Below are 18,171 nucleotides of genomic sequence, written 5' to 3'. Positions count from 1 at the left end.
TGAATCGGACATGGCTTCAAAGGTTTTTCGCAGCTTACAGAAGCGCGTCGATAAACGCTTCCGGGTCGAACGGCGCGAGGTCGTCGGCTCCCTCGCCGAGCCCGACGAGCTTCACCGGGACGCCGAGAACCTCTTGGACGTTGAACACGATGCCGCCCTTGGCGGTTCCGTCGAGCTTGGTCAGTGCGACGCCGGTGATGTCGACGACGTCGGCGAAGACCTTCGCCTGAGTCAGTCCGTTCTGGCCGACCGTGGCGTCGAGGACGAGGATGACCTCGTCGACCGGAGCCTTCTTCTCGACGACGCGCTTGACCTTTCCGAGCTCGTCCATCAGACCGGTCTTGGTGTGCAGACGTCCCGCGGTGTCGATGAGCACCACGTCGACGCCCTCGTCGATCCCCTTCGCGACGGCGTCGAATGCGACTGCTGCCGGGTCGGCTTGTTCCTTGCCACGAACGATGTCTGCGCCGACCCGCTCACCCCACGTCTGCAGCTGATCTGCCGCTGCGGCGCGGAAGGTGTCTGCTGCGCCGAGCAATACGCGCCTGCCGTCGGCGACTAGGACGCGCGCGAGCTTGCCCGTCGTCGTCGTCTTGCCGGTGCCGTTGACCCCGACGACGAGCACGACCGCCGGTGTGTCGGCATGGGGAAGCGCGCGGATCGAACGGTCGAATTCGGGGTGCAGTTGCTCGACGAGCACCCTGCGCAGCAGTGCGCGAGCGTCGTCGGCGTTGCGCACCGGATTGGTGGCCAACTCGGTCCGGAGCCGTTCGATAACCGCTTCGGTGGTGGCGGAGCCGAGGTCTGCCATGACGAGGGTGTCCTCGATCTCCTCCCAGCTCTCCTCGTCGAGATCGCCGGCACCGAGAAGGCCGAGCATGCTCTTGCCGATCGCGCCCTGCGACCGCGACAGACGCCCACGGAGGCGACCGAGTCGGCCCGCCGTCGGCTCGATCTCGTCACGCGGCGGCGCTGTGGCAGCGGCCTCCTCGTCTTCGATCTCGTCGATCTCTTCGATGATCTCGTCGGGGCTCTCACCGACCGACTCGACTATCTCCTCGAACAACGGCGTGGTGACCGACGAATCGATGTCCTCGTCGAGCGGCACCGACTCGCTGGTCAGCGCCGACTCTGCGGTGGTCGCAGCGGTATCGGTGGTGCCTGCGGTAGCGGTGGTGCCTGCGGTAGCGGTGGTGTCTGCGGTCTCTGTGGCGTCCGCGGTCGGCGCAGCGGTGGCAGTCGCAGAGCTATCGGTCGTCCCGGTGTCGGCCGTGGGAACGTCGGTCGTAGCGGTGTCTGCCGTCTCGACGTCGGCAGTGTCGGGCAGCGTGACGTTGGTGATGCCGCGGCGTTCCGAGTCACGCGGCACCGATGCGTCGTCGCCGACGCCCGGCTGACCGTCGACCTCGGTCCGCTCAGTGGGCGCGACGGTCGGCTCGGGTGGTTCCGCGACAGCGGTTCCCGACGCCGCGCCACCCTGGCTGAAGCTGAAGCCCGACGACGCCTTGTACCCGCCTGAGCGGTCGACCTGCGGTTTCGAGCCGTCGACCACTTGCGTCTGCTCGTCGTCGTGCAGAGAGATGCGTCGACGACGCGCGAGGACGAGACCCGCGACGATCAACGCGAGGATGACGACGACCGCGATGACGATTCCGATGATGATTCCGGTGTTCACTGCTTCTCCAGTTCTTCCCGCATATCTCGGGCTGCGTTGTCCATCGTGCTCCTCCGCCGACTAGCGGAAGGGGCGTTCTCTATGTTGTCGCCCTGTTTGTCATGTTGGCGCACTGTTGGTCGTCGCACTGTTGGTCGTCGCTGTGTTCGCGTCTGAAACGTCGGATTCCTGCCCGCCGACGTCGCCTCCCCCATCGGTGTCACCCGCTACCTGCGGCGCGGTTGCCGTGACCGCGACGTTCTGGCCGCGCAGCCGCTGCGAGATCACGGTCGTGATGCCGTCGCCGCGCATGCTGACGCCGTAGAGCGCATCCGCGACCTCCATCGTCGGCTTCTGGTGGGTGATCACGATGAGCTGCGACCGCTCACGCAACTGCTCGAAGAGGGTGATCAGGCGCCGCAGGTTGGTGTCGTCGAGCGCAGCTTCGACCTCGTCCATCACGTAGAACGGTGAGGGTCGCGCACGGAAGATCGCCACGAGCATCGCCACTGCGGTCAGCGACTTCTCGCCACCCGAGAGCAGTGACAGCCGCTTGACCTTCTTACCGGGTGGCCGCGCCTCGACCTCGACTCCCGTGGTGAGCATGTCTCCGGGTTCGGTGAGGATGAGTCGACCCTCGCCGCCGGGGAACAGCGTCGAAAAGACTTGGGAGAACTCACGTTCGACGTCGGCGTAGGCCTCGGTGAACACCTGCAGGATGCGCGCGTCGACGTCCTCGACCACGTCGAGAAGGTCTTTCCGCGCGGCCTTGACGTCCTCGAGTTGCGCAGACAAGAAGCTGTAGCGCTCCTCGAGGGCGGCGAACTCCTCCAGCGCAAGGGGATTCACCTTGCCGAGAGTGTTGAGGTCTTTCTGCGCCTTTTTCGCGCGTGCCTCCTGCGTCGCGCGGTCGTACGGCAGCGGCGCGGGTGCCACGACGCTCTCGCCGCGCTCCTTGGCCTGCTCGTACTCGGAGATCTCCAACGCGGACGGCGGCATCGGAACATCCGGACCGTACTCGGCGATCAGATCATCGGGCGACATCGCGAAGTTCTCGAGAACCTGCTCCTCGAGCTGCTGGATGCGCAACGCGGACTGCGCTCGGGCGACCTCGTCGCGGTGCACGGAGTCGCGCAGCGCGTTGAGCTGATCGGTGAGTGCCGCCGCTCGGGTCTTCAGCGCTTCGAGGGTTTCGGTACGCGCGGCCTTGACCTGCTCGAGCTCGTCACGACCCGCTTGCGCCGTTGCGACCGCGCTGATGAGACGTTCGGAGACCGCGGTGGCCGCCTGGGCGACCTCGGCCGCGACCTGCGCAGCGACCCGACGAGCCTCGTCTTGGCGTCGGGCACGCTCGCGGGAGTCACGTTCACGTTGGGCCGCACGACGAAGCGAGTCGGCACGGCCACGCACCGACGCGAGACGTTCCTCCGCGGTACGCAGTGCCAGACGCGCTTCCATCTCACTCGAACGCGCACCGGCGACTGCCGCGGCAGCCGCCGAGCGCTCGCCCCCGTCTCCCCCGACCTCGTCGGGTTCGGACGTCGACTCGTCACGCGCCAGGCGTAGGCGTTCCCGCAGTTCGGCGAGGGTGGTGAGCATGTCACCGCGACCGTCTTCTGCGCGGTCGCGCTGCCGCGTGAGCCGATCAGCCTCCGACTGCGCCGCGCGGACCTCCTGACCCAGTCGGGCGAGTTGCTCGTAGGCTCCGCCGACGGCCGCATCCGACTCGTGCAGCGCGGCCAACGCCTCTTCGGCGGCCTCGCGACGGGCACGCTGTTCGGTCAGTGCACCTTCGAGGGCCGCCTGCGTCTCCTCGGTGGTCCGATGCGCTGCGGCGAGATCTGCGGTTGCGGTGTCGATCGCCGAGGTGACCTCCAACGTCGACGGTCGACGCGACGATCCGCCTTCCACCGACGCGGGGCCGATGCGGTCACCTTCTCGCGTGACGCACCGGAGTCCGTGGCGTACCGCCAGGTCGACGCCTTGCTCGGCGTCGTCGACCACGACGACGTCGGCCAGTAGATGATCGACGGCACCCTTGATCTGCGACGGCGCGCTGACCACCGAGGTCGCCCACACCGCACCGTCGGGTAGCGCGACAGTACGATTCGGCGCGGCGTCGTCGAGTCCGCCCAGGAGCAGCGACGCCCGGCCGCCGTCTCCGGTCTTCAACGCCTGCAGAGCGCGGACGGCGGCCAGCGCGTCGACGGTCGCAATCGCGTCGGCGGCGGGCCCCAGCGCTCCGGCGATGGCCGTCTCGAAACCCGAGTCGACAGCCAGCAGGTCGGAGACGGAGCCTGCCAATCCCTCGGGCGCGTTCTCGAGCAGCCACGCACCGCCGTCGTTGCGTTCCAGGCCCACCGAGAGCGCCTCGATCCGCGCGGCAAGCGACGCGATCCGCTGCTCGGCCTCACGTTCGGCGGCCTGCAGCGACGCAACCCGCTCATTCGACAGGTTCAGTGCCGCGACGCACCGTTCGTGGTGTTCGTCGAGGCCCTGCTCAGAGGCCTCCATTTGACTCAGTGATTCGGCTGCCGAATCCTGTTGCTGCGCAGCAGTTTCGGCGCGTTCGACAGCTGCTGCGATCGCAGCGGTGAGGCGCGACGCCTCGGCGTCGACGCCGTCGGCCTTGGTCTGCAGGCTCTCGACCTGTCCCTCGAGCCGCGCGAGTCCTTCGCGTCGATCGGCCACCGCACGCACTGCGGCCATGTGAGCCTGCTCCGCCTGCGCGGCGACGCGCTCGTACTCCTCGAGTTCGAGCTTGGACACCTCAAGCGACTCGGCGGCGAGCGAGACAGCCTCGGCCATTTCGGCCTCGGTGAGCGCGGCCTCCTCGGCCTGGCGTTCGAGTTGTTCCGGATCGGGACCGCCAGAGCTGACCGTCGGCTCCGCGAGGTAGCGGCTGCGTTCGGTTGCGACCCGATTGGTCGCGTCGACACGCTCGGCGAGCGCCGACAACCGGAACCACGCCTGGCCTGCCGCCGCCGCAGCGGGAGTGACCTGGGCGAGATGGTCAGTGTGCTCGGCGACCTCGGCGTTGACGGCGTCGAGCTCTGCGGTGACCTCGTCGGAGCGTCGTCGAATCTCTTCCTCGACAGCGGTGTGCTCGGCCATCTCCGTGCGCCGGGTGACCAGATCGTCTGCGGCCAACCGCAGTCGTGCGTCGCGAAGATCGGCCTGCACCGTCTGCGCTCGACGGGCAACCTCGGCCTGCCGTCCGAGCGGTTTGAGCTGGCGCCGCAGTTCGGCGGTGAGGTCGCTCAGCCGCGCGAGATTGGCCTGCATCGAGTCGAGCTTGCGGACGGCCTTCTCTTTGCGCTTGCGGTGCTTGAGGACTCCCGCCGCCTCTTCGATGAAGGCACGACGGTCCTCCGGCCGCGATTCCAGAATTGCCGCGAGACGGCCCTGCCCGACGATGACGTGCATCTCGCGCCCGATACCCGAGTCGGACAGCAACTCCTGCACGTCCATCAACCGGCACGAACTCCCGTTGATCTCGTACTCGCCCGCACCGTCGCGGAACATCCGTCGCGTTATGGATACCTCGGAGTATTCGATCGGCAGAGCGCCGTCGGAGTTGTCGATCGTCAGCGTCACCTCGGCCCGACCGAGAGGCGGCCGACCCGACGTCCCGGCGAAGATGACGTCTTCCATCTTGCCGCCACGCAGCGCTTTCGCACCCTGCTCGCCCATCACCCACGTCAGAGCGTCGACCACGTTCGACTTACCCGAGCCGTTGGGACCCACCACGCAGGTGATGCCGGGCTCGAATCGCAGAGTCGTGGCCGACGCGAAGGACTTGAAGCCCTTCAGGGTCAGGCTTTTCAGGTGCACGACCGTTAAGCCTACCCATCACCCGATGCAGGCAGGCGCAACCGGGCAGGCGGTTGATCGGCGGATTAGCGCTCGACGAATCCTTGCAGGTCACCCCGCGGCGCATCGAAACGTTCGACGACGAGGTCGACGCGACCGGGAGTGTCGCCCGAACGCAGCAGGTCGAGTAGCGCATGTACCTGTGGTTCGGCCCCCTCCGCGACGACGAGCACCCGCCCGTCAGCGAGGTTCGTCGCGGAGCCGACCAGGCCGAGCTCCAGGGCGCGCGAGCGCGTCCACCATCGGAACCCGACTCCCTGGACCTGTCCGTGAACGTGTGCGGTCATGCGAACGACCTGGTCGGAACCACTCATCGGGGTGTCAGTCGCTCTCGATGACGAGTTCGACCTCGGTGCCGGCCTTGAGCGTGCGACCGACCGTGCACACCGAGTCGATCGCGCGCTCGACGACCACCAGCAACCGCTCCGCAGCGGCGGGGTCGAGTTCGGACAGGTCGACGTCGAGCACCTCGCGCAGGTGCGGGTACACCTCGTTCTCGCGGTCGGCGTCGCCGGAGACGCGAATCGTCGCGTCGTAGTCGTCACCGAGGCGACGTGCCAGCGGGCGGTCCGACGACATGCCGGTGCACGCGGCGAGCGCGATCTTCAGCAGCTCACCCGGCGTGAACACACCGTCGACATCCTGCGAGCCGATCAAAACCTCCGCGCCACGCGAACTCTTGCCGGTGTAGCGACGCGTCCCGGTCCGCTGCACCCACAACTCGGTGTGCGCCGAGCCGGCATCCGACACCTGCGGCGCCGCTGTGGTCGCGGACGAATTCTCGCTGGTCATCTGCGCGATGACTCCCTTCGCAATCGACGACGGCGCACCCGAGGCGCCGCTCGCAATAGTAGAACTGCTTCCGATGTCGTCTTATGCCGCGACATCTCATACTGCGCGCAATGAACCGTTACTGCCGAGGCCTGGGCTGGCACTTCGGACAGAAGAACGAGCCCCGGTTCATGAACTCCTCACGCCGCATCAGCGTCCCGCATCTCCGGCACGGCTGGCCCGCCCGGCCGTAGGCGTTCAACGAACGCTCGAAGTAGCCCGACTGTCCGTTGACGTTCACGTACAGCGCGTCGAACGACGTGCCGCCCACCGCCAACGCGTCGCTCATCACCGCCGTCGCGGCGTCGAGTAACTCGGCGAGCTTGCGTCGCGAAATTCCATCGGTGACGCGCGCGCCGTTCAGCCGCGCTCGCCACAGGGCCTCGTCGGCGTAGATGTTTCCGACGCCGGAGATCAGCGACTGGTCGAGCAGTGCGCGCTTGACCTCTGTGTGCTTTCCACGCATTCGACGCACCACCTCGTCCCTGTCGAACCCGGAGTCGAACGGGTCGGGCGCGATATGGGCAATCGAGCGCGGCAGCGACGCCGGGTCGCCGGGCAGTTCGGTGTCGACGTCGGCAGACTCGGCGTCGACATAGTCGTCGAGGTGCCACCCGCCGAAGGTCCGTTGGTCGACGAACCTCAACTCGTTGCCGTCGTCGAGAGTTGCGCGCACCCGCAGATGCGTGTGGTCGGGTGCGCCGACACGGGCGACCAGCATCTGCCCGCTCATGCCTAGGTGGACGACGAGCGCGAACCGGTCGACGCCGCGGGGCGCCTCAACGTCGAGCCACAGGTACTTTCCACGTCGACGCGCAGCGAGAATCGTTGCGCCCCTGAGCCTTCCGATCAGATCGGGTGCATCGCCGACGTGTCTGCGGACGGCTCGCGGGTGGAGGACCTCCACGTCGGTGATCGTGCGCCCGACGACATGCTTCTCGAGACCGGCACGTACGGTCTCGACTTCGGGAAGTTCAGGCATCGCTCACGGCGTCACGCTCGGTGAGCGCCTGCCATGCCAGAGATGCGGCCTTCTGCTCGGCTTCCTTCTTGGTGCGTCCCACACCTTCACCGAGTTCTTCGCCTGCGATCACCGCACGCGCGGTGAACTCCTTGCTGTGATCGGGACCCGTCGAGCTGATCTGGTACTGCGGGGGTCCGTAGCCACGCTCGGCGGCCAGCTCCTGCAGCGAGGTCTTCCAGTCGAGTCCCGCGCCGAGTTGGCCTGCGCGGTCGAGGATCTCGTCGAAGAGGTCGAGGATGATGCGCTGCGAGGTCTCCAGGCCGTGGTCGAGATACATTGCGCCGAAAAGCGATTCGAGGCCATCTGCCAGAATCGAATCCTTGTCGCGGCCGCCGGTCATCTCTTCGCCGCGCCCGAGGAAGAGGTGACGACCGAGGCCGCCCTCGCCGAGGCCGCGCGCGACGTCGGCCAGCGCGTGCATGTTGACGACGCTCGCCCGGATCTTGGCCAGCTCACCCTCGGGACGATCGGGGTACCGCAGGTAGAGCCGCTCGGTGATCACCACACCGAGCACCGAATCGCCGAGGAATTCCAGCCGCTCATTGGTCGGCAGCCCCCCGTTCTCGTACGCATACGAGCGGTGGGTCAGCGCGAGTGTGAGCAGTTCATCCGCGATCGGCGTGCCGAGCGCTTCCAGCAACGATGCGACACCCGCGGAGTCGGCACCCAGAGAAGCGACGGCATCGTTGCTGCCTCCGTGAGGTGCAGGCGACGCCGCGTCGTCGACACCGGTCACGCCGAGCCCCGTTCGCCGCTGTCGGAGTCCTGCGACTCCTTCTGCTCCAGCGAGCCGAGCTTGTCAGCGAGCTTGGCCCAGCGGGGATCGATGATCTCGTGAGAGTGTCCGGGCTCCGCGACGGCGAGCCGGACACCGCATTCACTGCAGAGGCCTGCGCAGTCCTCACTGCACAGCGGTGACATCGGGAGTTCGAGCGCAACGGCGTCGATGACGGCCTGCTCGAGGTCGATCCTGTCGTCGACGATCCGATGGATGTCCTCGGAGTCGGTCGTCTGCTCGGTCTCACTGTCGGGGTAGGCGTACAGCTCGGTCAGGAACACGGTCACCGTGCCGTCGACCGGTTCCAGACAACGCACACATTGGCCCTCGGTCTCGCCGGAGACGGTGCCGGTGACCAACACGCCCTCCGACACCGATTCCAGCCGTAAGTCGAGGTCGACGTCGGAATCCGCGGGTATCGCGATCATCTCCACGCCGATCCGATTGGGAGCGACGACCGTGCGATGGATCTCCTCCATCGTCCCCGGACGCCTGCCCAACGATCGGATGTCGAGGACGAAGGGATCGCGCTGCGCTTGCGCACCTTGAGTCACTGCATTCTCGGCCACATGTGCACCATACGCCCGACCAGGTCATTCATCGAACGACCCGGCGCGCCGCTCAGACCGCGAGCGGCGAGCTGTGGTCGTGCAGGTCCGCCGAACCCGATCGCGCCTGCTCAGCACTCGTCCGACGAGCACCTGCGTCGTCGACGCTGCGCGGGTATTCGACGTAGTCGTGCATGCCCGCGCCGGTACGCAACTGGTGGCGTCCGCGGTTGACCGAGCGCAGGGTCCCGGTGAGGATCTCCTCGAACTCGGCGAGCTTCTCATCGACGTACACATCGCAGTCGCCACGCAGTCGATCGGCCTCGGCGTGTGCGGCGTCGATGATCCGCTCGGCCTCCGACTTCGCCGCCGCGACGACCTCGGTCTCCGAGACCAGGCGCTGCTGCTCGGCGATGCCGTCGGCGACGGACTTGTCGTAGGTGTTGTTGGCCGAGTCGATGGTCCGCTGTGCCTCGGCACGTGCACGTCCGGTCACGGCGTCGAACTCGCGTGCCGCGCTGGTCGACAGCCGGTGGGCTTCCGCGCTGGCCTCGTCGACCAGGTTCTTGCCGTGCGCGCTGGCCTCGTCGACCATCCGGTCGGCCTGCGCCTTCGCGTCGGCCAGGAGGCGGTCGGCTTCGGCACGGGCGTGCGCGAGCATGGCGTCGGACTCCGACTCCGCGGTGGTCACGACCTTGTCGGCGTGATCGGCGGCATCGCCGAGCATGTTTTCGCGCTGATCGAGCACGTCCTGAGCGTCGTCGAGCTCGCCCGGAATCGAGTCCTTGATGTCGTCGAGCAGCTCGAGGACATCACCACGCGGCACGACACAGCCGGCCGTCATGGGAACACTTCGTGCCTCTTCGACGATGGCCACGAGTTCGTCGAGAGCTTCAAATACCCGGTACACAGCTACCCCAATCCGGCTCATGCCATTACTTGTCAGTGAGACCTGTGTCGTGGTGACGCGGGTCCGCCTGAGACTGATGTGACTATTGTGCCGAATGTGATCGCTGGGATTATGGAGCCGGATGATATGGGCGTGTCGCCTGTGACGATTGTGACGCTGCGTCAGTAGCGAACGTCAGACGGTCCGCTCCCCCGCCAGGACCGCCTCGAGGCGACGGTGGATGTGCGGTGCGAGGTACGGCGACGCGTCGCCACCGAGCTTCGCCACCTCTTTGACCAGCGAACTCGAGACGTGGGCGAAGCGCGGATCGGTGATCATGAAGACCGTCTCGACGTCGGCGAGCTCGCGATTCATCTGTGCCATCGGCAGTTCGTAGTCGAAGTCGACGCCCGAGCGCAGCCCCTTCACCAGGACTCCGATGTTCTTCTCGGTCAGATAGTCGACGAGCAGACCGGTCCATCGGTCGACACGGACGTTGGGCAGATCGGCACAGTCCTCTTCGATCAACGCGATGCGCTCGTCGATGCTGAACAGTCCGTGTTTGTTGGGATTGACCACCACGAGAACCACGATCTCGTCGAAGGCCGACGCCGCGCGTTCGACGATGTACCGATGTCCCCTGGTGAACGGGTCGAAGGAACCTGGAATCACTGCGCTGCTCATGGCGTAAACCTACCGATCTCCACGCGCGTCTCTCCGTAGACCTTCTCCACGATGAGGTCGAACTCCTCGGGCCACGTCGGCGGCGACGATCGCGCATCGCGTTCGACGACGACGAGCGCGTCGTCCGCGAGCCATCCGTCGGAGCTCAGGCGCCCGAGATCGGCCTCGACGTCTGCCGTGTCCAGCGCGTACGGAGGGTCGGAGAACACCAGGTCGAACGGCTTGCCTGCTCTCGATGCGGCAAGATACGACCCGACCGAGGAGGTCACCACGTCCGAGCGACCGGACAGATCGAGCGAGCGCAGGTTCGCGGCGATGACCGAGGTGGCCCGCTTTCGACTGTCCACCAGGACGGCCGACGCCGCACCGCGCGAGAGGGCCTCGATCGCGAGCGCCCCCGAGCCCGCATAGAGGTCGAGGACACGGGCGTCGTCGAAGTCGATGCGCGCGGCGAGCGCACTGAACAGCGCCTCGCGCACCCTGTCGGAGGTCGGGCGGGTGCCGTCGTCGGGCACGGTCAGCCGTCGCCCACCGAGAGCGCCTGCGATGATCCTCGTCATCGTTCGTATTCTGCTCGCGATACCCGCCCGAGGAGAACGCCGGGTCTCGGCCGTCCGACACCGACAAATCACACAAACGTGACCCCTATCACAATCAGGTGTTGAACAGCGCCGACGCCGGGGTTTCGGTGTCCGATTCCGACAGCAGCATGACTTCGCCGACACACATTGTTAACGTCAGGAACGTTATGAGCCCCTCCTCAACGAGAACGGCCCCATCAACTGTCCTGACGATCGACTATCGGACGCCGACGGTGTCCGACGGAACCAGACTCTGGGAAATTGCCTCGGATTCACAGGTTCTCGACGTCAACTCGAGCTACGCCTATGTGCTGTGGTGCCACGACTACGCCGACACCTCGATTGTCGCCGAAGTCGGCGGCCGCGCAGTAGGTTTCGTCACCGGCTATCGACGCCCGGCTGATCCGTCGACCCTGATGGTCTGGCAGGTCGCCGTCGACGACGATTTCCGCGGCCACGGAATCGCAGCAAAGATGCTGCACCAGTTGTTCGATCGTGTCCGGCGCAGTTCGGTGGTGGCCATGCACACCACCATCAGTCCCGACAACGTTGCGTCCCAACGTCTTTTCGCGTCGGTCGCACGAGATCGCGGCTTGGACTTCGTTCGCCGTGACCTGTTCGCCGTCGACGATTTCCCGGATGCGCACCAGCCGGAGGATCTCTACATGCTCGAGCCGAAGGTCGGCGAGCCCTAGTACTTCTTGCGCGGGGTTCTTTCACCGGTGGGAGTGTTTCCCGCCGGCGCGTTCTCGCTGGTAGCGGCTAACGCCGGCTTCCGACGAACGGTCGTCGGCGAGACCATCCGCGACGGAGAGCCGTTGCGCCCGAACACAACCCGCACGCGTCGAACAGTGGCGCGCCGCGAACGTGAACGCGTACATGTGCGTCCCCACAGCACTTCTCGAGAGCTTCGCTCCGAAGTGACTGTGGCACAGAGTTTTCCCACATTGGAGGAAGCACGATGCAACTTCTCGACACCACCATCGACGACTCGGTCTTCGCCCAGAACGAGTCCGAGGTCCGCAGCTACTGCCGCAACTGGCCGACCGTGTTCGGTCGCGCACGTGGCTCGTGGATCACCGACACCGAAGGCCGCGAATACCTCGACTTCTTCGCGGGCGCAGGCGCCTTGAACTACGGTCACAACCATCCGGTCCTGAAAGAGGCTCTCCTCGAGTACATCTCGGCGGACGGCATCACCCACGGGCTCGACATGGCGACCGTCGCCAAGGGGCAGTTCCTGGAGACGTTCCACGACAAGATCCTGGCGCCCCGTGACCTCGACTACAAGGTCCAGTTCCCCGGACCGACCGGCACCAACGCCGTCGAGTCGGCACTGAAGCTGGCTCGCAAGGTCACCGGCCGCGAGTCGATCGTCAGCTTCACCAATGCTTTTCACGGCATGACGCTGGGATCGCTCTCAGTGACCGGCAACTCGATGAAGCGCGCAGGCGCGGGCATCCCGCTGGTGCACGCCACGCCGATGCCCTTCGACAACTACCTCGACGGCACCGTCGAGGACTTCAGTTGGTTCGAGCGTGTGCTCGAGGACTCCGGCAGTGGGTTGAACACCCCGGCCGCCGTCATCGTCGAGACGGTCCAGGGTGAGGGCGGCGTCAACGTCGCGCGCGCCGAGTGGCTGCGTGGGCTCGCCGAGTTGTGCAAGCGCCGCGACATCCTGCTCATCGTCGACGACGTCCAGATGGGCTGCGGGCGTACGGGTGAGTTCTTCTCGTTCGAGGAGGCAGGTATCAAGCCCGACATCGTCACCATGTCGAAGTCGATCAGCGGTTACGGACTGCCGATGGCGCTCGTGCTGATCCGTCGGGACCTCGACGTCTGGGCGCCCGGCGAGCACAACGGCACGTTCCGCGGCAACAACCCCGCGTTCATCACGGCCACCAAGGCCATCAACGAGTTCTGGTCCGACGACCAGCTCACTCGCGACGTCCACCGCAAGGGACGCCAGATCGACGAAGTTTTCTCGACGCTGTCGGAACGCCACGAAGGTTTGTCGACGCGAGGACGCGGCATGGTGCGCGGCCTCGTCTTCGACGAGCCGACGCTCGCGGCCAAGGCATGTGCGCGGGCCTTCGGGTCCGGACTGCTCGCCGAGACGTCGGGACCGTCGGACGAGGTTGTGAAACTTCTTCCGCCACTTACCATTTCCACCGAAGAACTTGACCGCGGACTCGGCATTCTCGTCGATTCCGTGGAGGAGGTGATCGCATGATCGTACGTACCACCAACGAAATCACCGGCACCGAGCGCGAGGTCGCCGACCCCAAGGGCAACTGGGTGTCCAAGCGCATCGTCCTCGGCGGCGACGGCGTCGGGTTCTCGTTCCACGAGACCACCATCAACGCCGGCAGCGTCAACGAGTTCCACTACGCCAACCACATCGAAGCGGTGTGGCTGGTGGAGGGCGAGGGAACCCTGCTCGATCGTGAGACCGGGCAGACCTATCCCCTGGCCGCCGGGTCGATGTACCTGCTCAACGGACACGAGCGCCACACCGTGACGGCCGAGACGCAGATGCGCATGCTCTGCGTGTTCAACCCTCCCGTGGTCGGCACCGAGGTGCATGACGAGAACGGCATCTACCCGCTCGTCACCGTCCCGGAGCAACCGAACGGCAAGCACGCGAACGCCTGATCGCACGAGCAACATTTCGCCTGCGGGCCCCGCACTCCCCCACCAGGAGGCCGGGGCCCGCAGGCGTCTGTGCCGTCCGGCCTGTGCCTTCCGGAGCCTCGTCTGGCACCGCCGGTCGGCGAAACGGCGCTAGCCTGGATGTATGCGCACTCGGTTACAGATCGGCTGGACGCCGGCCGAACCGACACCTCTCGACGACGACCTCGACGCCCGCGTCGACCACATGCGCCGACTGCTCGACGGCCGACGCGTCGTCGCGCTGACCGGCGCGGGTATCTCCACGGACTCGGGCATCCCCGATTACCGCAGCCCGGGCGCGCCGGTCCGGACGCCGATGACCTTGGAGATGTTCCTGTCGTCACCGGACTTCCGACGCCACTATTGGGCGCGCAACCATCTGGGCTGGCGCCATATGGACGCCGCGCGGCCCAACGCGTCGCATCGTGCGCTCACCGACCTCCAACGCCGCGGTACACTGACGACGGTCATCACGCAGAACGTCGACATGCTGCACACCAAGGCGGGTACACGCGGGGTGATCGAACTGCACGGCTGCTATGGACGTGTGCGCTGCCTCGACTGCGGAGAGACGATTTCTCGCCGACGCCTCGCCGACACGCTTGAATCGCTCAATCCGGGATTCGTGGATCGCGTCTCCGGTCGCGGCGCGATCGAGGTGGCACCGGACGCCGACGTGACACTCGACGACACGAGCGACTTCGTCGTCGCCGACTGCTCGACGTGCGGTGGAACCCTCAAGCCCGACATCGTCTACTTCGGCGAGAATGCGTCGAAAACCACCGTGCAACAAGCGTTCTCGGCAGTCGACGACGCCGACGCGATGATCGTCATCGGCTCGTCGCTCACCGTGATGTCAGGGTTACGATTCGCCCGGCACGCACACCGCACCGGTAAGCCTCTCGTGGTGATCAACCGCGGCATCACGCGCGCCGACGACATCGCCGACCTCAAGATCGATCACTACTGCGCCGAGGTGCTGGCCGAACTCACCCCGCTGGCGGCCTGATGGCCGGATAGACCCGACTGCCTGATCGACTCAGACGGCAACCAGGTCGTCGGCGTGAATCACGGGGCGGTGCAACTCATTCGGTAGTTCCGACGTCGACCGGCCGACCATCCGGGCGACGTCGTCGGAGTCATAGCTACTGACGCCGCGTGCGCGCAGAGTGCCTGCGGTGTCGACCAATTCGACGACATCGCCGTCGTAGAAGCGCCCGCGCACCCCGACGACCCCCGCACCGAGCAGCGAACGTCGCTTGCGTGCGACAGCCGCGACGGCGCCGTCGTCGAGCACGATCTGTCCGCGCGCGTCCGCGGCGTGCCTGACCCAGAAACGCCTGGCGGACAAGCGTTCCGGCCTCGCCGCGAACACTGTGCCGACCGATCCGTCGCCGAGCGCGCGGTCGGCGTCAGCGGCGGCGGCCAGCAGGACCGGAACGCCCGCGTCGGCCGACAGTCGCGCCGCGGCCAGCTTCGACGCCATGCCGCCGGTGCCCAGCGTGCCACCGGAGCCCGCGATCACACCGTCGAGATCCTCGGGCCCGTTGACCTCGTCGATGAAGCGCGCACGCTCACCGTCGGGTCCGACCTTGCGCGGATCGCCGTCGTAGAGCCCGTCGACGTCGGAGAGCAACATGAGGGCATCGGCGCCCGCGAGGTGCGCTACGAGCGCGGCCAGACGGTCGTTGTCTCCGAAGCGAATCTCGTTGGTGGCCACCGTGTCGTTCTCATTGACGACGGCCACGGCGTGCAGCGTGCGCAGGCGGTTGAGCGTCCGTTGCGCATTCGCGTGATGGGCGCGGTTGGAGATGTCGTCGGCAGTCAGCAGCACCTGACCGACGGTCCGGCCATACCGGTGAAACGACGTGCCCCACGCGTGCGCCAACGCCAACTGGCCGACGCTTGCCGCGGCCTGTTTGGTGGCGAGGTCGGTCGGTCGCTTCTTCAGGCCGAGCGGCGCAATGCCCGCGCCGATGGCGCCCGACGACACCACGATGACGTCCGAGCCCGCTCGCATGCGCGCTTCGAGCGCATCGGTGAGTTTGTCGAGCCGGTCACGGTCGAGACCGCTGTCGAGGTCGGTGATCGCTGACGATCCGATCTTCACGACGATGCTGCGAGCCGCAGCGATCGATTCGCGGACGTCACTCACCGTCGGTCTCATCTTGCAGCCCACGACGCAGACGTCGCGCTTCCTTACGCTCGGCAGCGCCGACACGCTCCGACCGATCAAGCCGAATGTCGGTGCCGCGCCCCGTGATCGGCACATCGTCGCCCATCGGGGTCGTCGGCTCCCAATCGAAGCTGACGTCGCCGATGGTGACCGGCGCGCCCGGCTCCGCACCGAGACGGACGAGTTCGTCCTCGACGCCGAGACGGTTGAGACGGTCGGCGAGGTAGCCGACGGCCTCGTCGTTGTCGAACTGTGTCTGCGCGATCCACCGCTCCGGCCGCGTACCCCGCACGATGAAACCACCGGGCGTCGCGGGATCGGCGACGACCGTGAAGCCACTGTCGTCGACGGCCTTCGGACGGATCACGGCGCGGCGTGCAACAGGCTTCGGATGCGCCTCGCGGTACTCGTCGACCATCGCGGCGAGCGCGTCGGTCAGTTCCTTGAGCCCCTGATGCGCGACCGCGGAGATCCGGAAGACGGGCCAACCGCGTTCTGCGAGTTCGGGTTCGACGAGATCGGCCAGTTCGTTGGCCTCGGGCACGTCGGTCTTGTTCAGGATCACCACACGCGGGCGCTCGGCGAGGTCGCCGAGGCCGTGATCGGTGTGCAGAGCGGGTTCGTACGCCGCGAGCTCGGCTTCGAGCGCGTCGATATCGGAGATCGGATCACGGCCCGGTTCCAGCGTGGCGAGGTCGACGACGTGCGCGAGCACCGCGCAGCGTTCGAGATGCCGTAGGAATTCCAGCCCGAGCCCTCGGCCACTCGATGCGCCGGGAATCAGCCCCGGGACGTCGGCGATGGTGAACACACCACCGGCGGTCTGCACGACGCCGAGATTGGGTTGCAGTGTGGTGAACGGGTAGTCGGCGATCTTCGGCTTGGCCGCCGAGAGCACCGACACCAGCGACGACTTGCCCGCCGACGGGAAGCCCACGAGTCCGACGTCGGCGACGGACTTCAGTTCGAGAACGAGATCACGGTGCTGCCCCTCCTCACCGAGGAGCGCGAAGCCCGGCGCCTTGCGCGCCTTGGATGCCAGCGCCGCGTTGCCGAGTCCGCCTCGTCCGCCCGAAGCGGCGTCGAACGTCGTCCCTTCCCCGACCAGGTCGGCAAGGATCGTCCCGTTCTCATCGAGCACGACGGTGCCATCCGGCACGTGGAGGATCAGATCATCGCCATTGGCACCGCTACGGTGATCGCCCATGCCGGGCGTCCCGTTACCCGCCTTGGCGTGCGGCCGGAAATGGAAATCGAGCAGCGTGTGCACCTGCGGGTCGACGACGAGCGTCACGGAACCACCGTTGCCCCCGTTGCCACCGTCTGGGCCGCCGAGCGGCTTGAACTTCTCCCGATGCACCGACGAACAGCCGTGGCCACCATTGCCCGCAGCGACGTGAATCGTCACCCGGTCGACAAACCGCGACATGACGTCCTTTCTCGTTCGTGGGCCGAAAGCGCGGGTCGCGCTGTCGGGCCGTCGAACCTGATCTTCTCGTTGTAGAAATACAACCCCGTTGTAGAAATACAACAGGGCGGGCCGGGTGCATATGCCCCTGGCCCGCCCTGTCGTTGAGAGCTGTGCTCGAAAACCGCTAGGTCAGGCCTGTGCGGTCTCCGGAACGATGTTCACGGTCTTGCGGCCGCGCTTGGTGCCGAACTGCACCGCGCCCGACTCGAGAGCGAACAGGGTGTCGTCGCCACCGCGACCGACGTTGACGCCCGGGTGGAACTTGGTGCCGCGCTGGCGGATCAGGATCTCGCCGGCGCTGACCTGCTGGCCACCGAAGCGCTTCACGCCGAGGCGCTGCGCGTTGGAATCGCGACCGTTGCGCGAACTGGACGCGCCCTTCTTGTGTGCCATTTTCTCGTCCTCCTGGCTACCTGAGTGTGTTGCAGTTTAGGGATCAGGGGCTGGGCCCCGGAAATTACTTGATACCGGTGACCTTGAGGACCGTCAGCTTCTGACGGTGGCCCTGGCGCTTGTGGTAGCCGGTCTTGTTCTTGAACTTGTGGATGCGGATCTTGGGGCCCTTGACGTGCTCGACCACCTCGCCGGTGACCGAGATCTTCGCGAGCTTGTCCGCGTCGGTGGTCAGGGTCGAGCCGTCGACGACAAGCGCCACGGGCAGGCTCACGCTGCTGCCGGGCTCGCTGTCGATCTTCTCGACCTTCACAATGTCGCCCTCAGCGACCTTGTACTGCTTACCGCCGGTCTTGACGATCGCGTACGTTGCCATCGAAGCTGTCCTCTTACTCATCATCGGGCTCGGTGCGCGTCCGTCGCGCACGAGCGTTGTGGGTGTGTGCGTCCCGGTGCGGGCCGCACGGCATCAGGCATTGCTGCCCAGGATGCTCACGGATCACACCAGAGGGCCTGTCCGCGGGTCTCGTCAGCAGTGCTTATCGCATGACCGGCACAGCTCGAACCCTCCGCGGAAGGCGACCAATCAAGATTAC

General features: G+C 66.5%; 18 protein-coding genes. 4 read left to right on the top strand and 14 right to left on the bottom strand.

Annotated features, from left to right (window positions below; translation table 11 throughout):
• Window positions 1-34: 34 nt before the first annotated feature.
• From ftsY to rsmD, 10 genes are all read right to left on the bottom strand, one after another.
• Complete coding sequence (gene ftsY / locus RND64_RS09145) at window positions 35-1,675, bottom strand: signal recognition particle-docking protein FtsY (protein WP_331436564.1); 1,641 nt, start codon at window positions 1,673-1,675, stop codon at window positions 35-37.
• A gap of 99 nt (window positions 1,676-1,774) precedes the next feature.
• A complete protein-coding gene (smc, locus tag RND64_RS09140) occupies window positions 1,775-5,488 on the bottom strand; it encodes a chromosome segregation protein SMC (RefSeq protein ID WP_049697067.1) in 3,714 nt (1,237 codons plus the stop codon).
• Between the two features lie 65 nt (window positions 5,489-5,553).
• Window positions 5,554-5,814, bottom strand: coding sequence for an acylphosphatase (locus tag RND64_RS09135; protein ID WP_049697452.1), 261 nt, complete (start codon window positions 5,812-5,814; stop codon window positions 5,554-5,556).
• Between the two features lie 34 nt (window positions 5,815-5,848).
• Window positions 5,849-6,319, bottom strand: coding sequence for an OsmC family protein (locus tag RND64_RS09130; protein ID WP_049697066.1), 471 nt, complete (start codon window positions 6,317-6,319; stop codon window positions 5,849-5,851).
• A gap of 118 nt (window positions 6,320-6,437) precedes the next feature.
• Window positions 6,438-7,340, bottom strand: coding sequence for a bifunctional DNA-formamidopyrimidine glycosylase/DNA-(apurinic or apyrimidinic site) lyase (gene mutM, locus RND64_RS09125; protein WP_049697065.1), 903 nt, complete (start codon window positions 7,338-7,340; stop codon window positions 6,438-6,440).
• Window positions 7,333-8,052 (bottom strand): ribonuclease III, encoded by a 720-nt coding sequence (gene rnc, locus RND64_RS09120; protein WP_049697451.1) that lies wholly within the window; start codon window positions 8,050-8,052, stop codon window positions 7,333-7,335. Before rnc ends, mutM begins: the two co-directional genes overlap by 8 nt.
• A gap of 62 nt (window positions 8,053-8,114) precedes the next feature.
• Window positions 8,115-8,729 (bottom strand): YceD family protein, encoded by a 615-nt coding sequence (locus RND64_RS09115; RefSeq protein WP_049697064.1) that lies wholly within the window; start codon window positions 8,727-8,729, stop codon window positions 8,115-8,117.
• A gap of 52 nt (window positions 8,730-8,781) precedes the next feature.
• Window positions 8,782-9,618, bottom strand: coding sequence for a DivIVA domain-containing protein (locus RND64_RS09110; RefSeq protein WP_387316192.1), 837 nt, complete (start codon window positions 9,616-9,618; stop codon window positions 8,782-8,784).
• A 174-nt stretch (window positions 9,619-9,792) separates the two neighbouring features.
• Window positions 9,793-10,281, bottom strand: coding sequence for a pantetheine-phosphate adenylyltransferase (gene coaD / locus RND64_RS09105; protein ID WP_049697062.1), 489 nt, complete (start codon window positions 10,279-10,281; stop codon window positions 9,793-9,795).
• Window positions 10,278-10,841 carry a 16S rRNA (guanine(966)-N(2))-methyltransferase RsmD gene (gene rsmD, locus RND64_RS09100; RefSeq protein ID WP_049697061.1) on the bottom strand — a complete coding sequence of 188 codons (564 nt, stop codon included), beginning with the start codon at window positions 10,839-10,841 and terminating at the stop codon, window positions 10,278-10,280. Before rsmD ends, coaD begins: the two co-directional genes overlap by 4 nt.
• A 188-nt stretch (window positions 10,842-11,029) precedes the next feature.
• Between rsmD and ectA the strand changes: the two genes are divergently transcribed.
• The 4 genes from ectA (at window position 11,030) to RND64_RS09080 (ending at window position 14,544) form a co-directional block, all read left to right on the top strand.
• A complete protein-coding gene (gene ectA, locus RND64_RS09095) occupies window positions 11,030-11,557 on the top strand; it encodes a diaminobutyrate acetyltransferase (protein WP_049697060.1) in 528 nt (175 codons plus the stop codon).
• A 266-nt stretch (window positions 11,558-11,823) separates the two neighbouring features.
• Window positions 11,824-13,095, top strand: a complete 1,272-nt coding sequence (ectB, locus tag RND64_RS09090) for a diaminobutyrate--2-oxoglutarate transaminase (RefSeq protein ID WP_049697059.1) — start codon at window positions 11,824-11,826, stop codon at window positions 13,093-13,095.
• Entirely contained in the window at window positions 13,092-13,517 is a 426-nt protein-coding gene (locus RND64_RS09085) for an ectoine synthase (RefSeq protein ID WP_049697058.1), read from the top strand. The genes ectB and RND64_RS09085 overlap by 4 nt, the downstream gene beginning before the upstream one ends.
• A 142-nt stretch (window positions 13,518-13,659) precedes the next feature.
• Window positions 13,660-14,544, top strand: a complete 885-nt coding sequence (locus RND64_RS09080; protein WP_049697057.1) for a Sir2 family NAD-dependent protein deacetylase — start codon at window positions 13,660-13,662, stop codon at window positions 14,542-14,544.
• Window positions 14,545-14,574: 30 nt separating this feature from the next.
• Here the strand turns inward: RND64_RS09080 and proB are convergent, their stop codons facing one another.
• From proB to rplU, 4 genes are all read right to left on the bottom strand, one after another.
• Window positions 14,575-15,690 carry a glutamate 5-kinase gene (proB, locus tag RND64_RS09075; protein WP_049697056.1) on the bottom strand — a complete coding sequence of 372 codons (1,116 nt, stop codon included), beginning with the start codon at window positions 15,688-15,690 and terminating at the stop codon, window positions 14,575-14,577.
• Window positions 15,683-17,140 (bottom strand): GTPase ObgE, encoded by a 1,458-nt coding sequence (gene obgE / locus RND64_RS09070; RefSeq protein ID WP_049697055.1) that lies wholly within the window; start codon window positions 17,138-17,140, stop codon window positions 15,683-15,685. The genes proB and obgE overlap by 8 nt, the downstream gene beginning before the upstream one ends.
• A 171-nt stretch (window positions 17,141-17,311) precedes the next feature.
• Entirely contained in the window at window positions 17,312-17,575 is a 264-nt protein-coding gene (rpmA, locus tag RND64_RS09065) for a 50S ribosomal protein L27 (protein ID WP_005205054.1), read from the bottom strand.
• A gap of 64 nt (window positions 17,576-17,639) precedes the next feature.
• Window positions 17,640-17,951: a 50S ribosomal protein L21 gene (rplU, locus tag RND64_RS09060; RefSeq protein ID WP_005176586.1), complete on the bottom strand. Its 312-nt coding sequence runs from the start codon at window positions 17,949-17,951 to the stop codon at window positions 17,640-17,642.
• Window positions 17,952-18,171 lie beyond the last annotated feature (220 nt).

Source organism: Gordonia sp. w5E2, from assembly GCF_036540975.1.
In the GTDB taxonomy this organism is placed as follows: domain Bacteria; phylum Actinomycetota; class Actinomycetes; order Mycobacteriales; family Mycobacteriaceae; genus Gordonia; species Gordonia jacobaea.
This window is presented reverse-complemented; position numbering and strand designations above follow the sequence as displayed.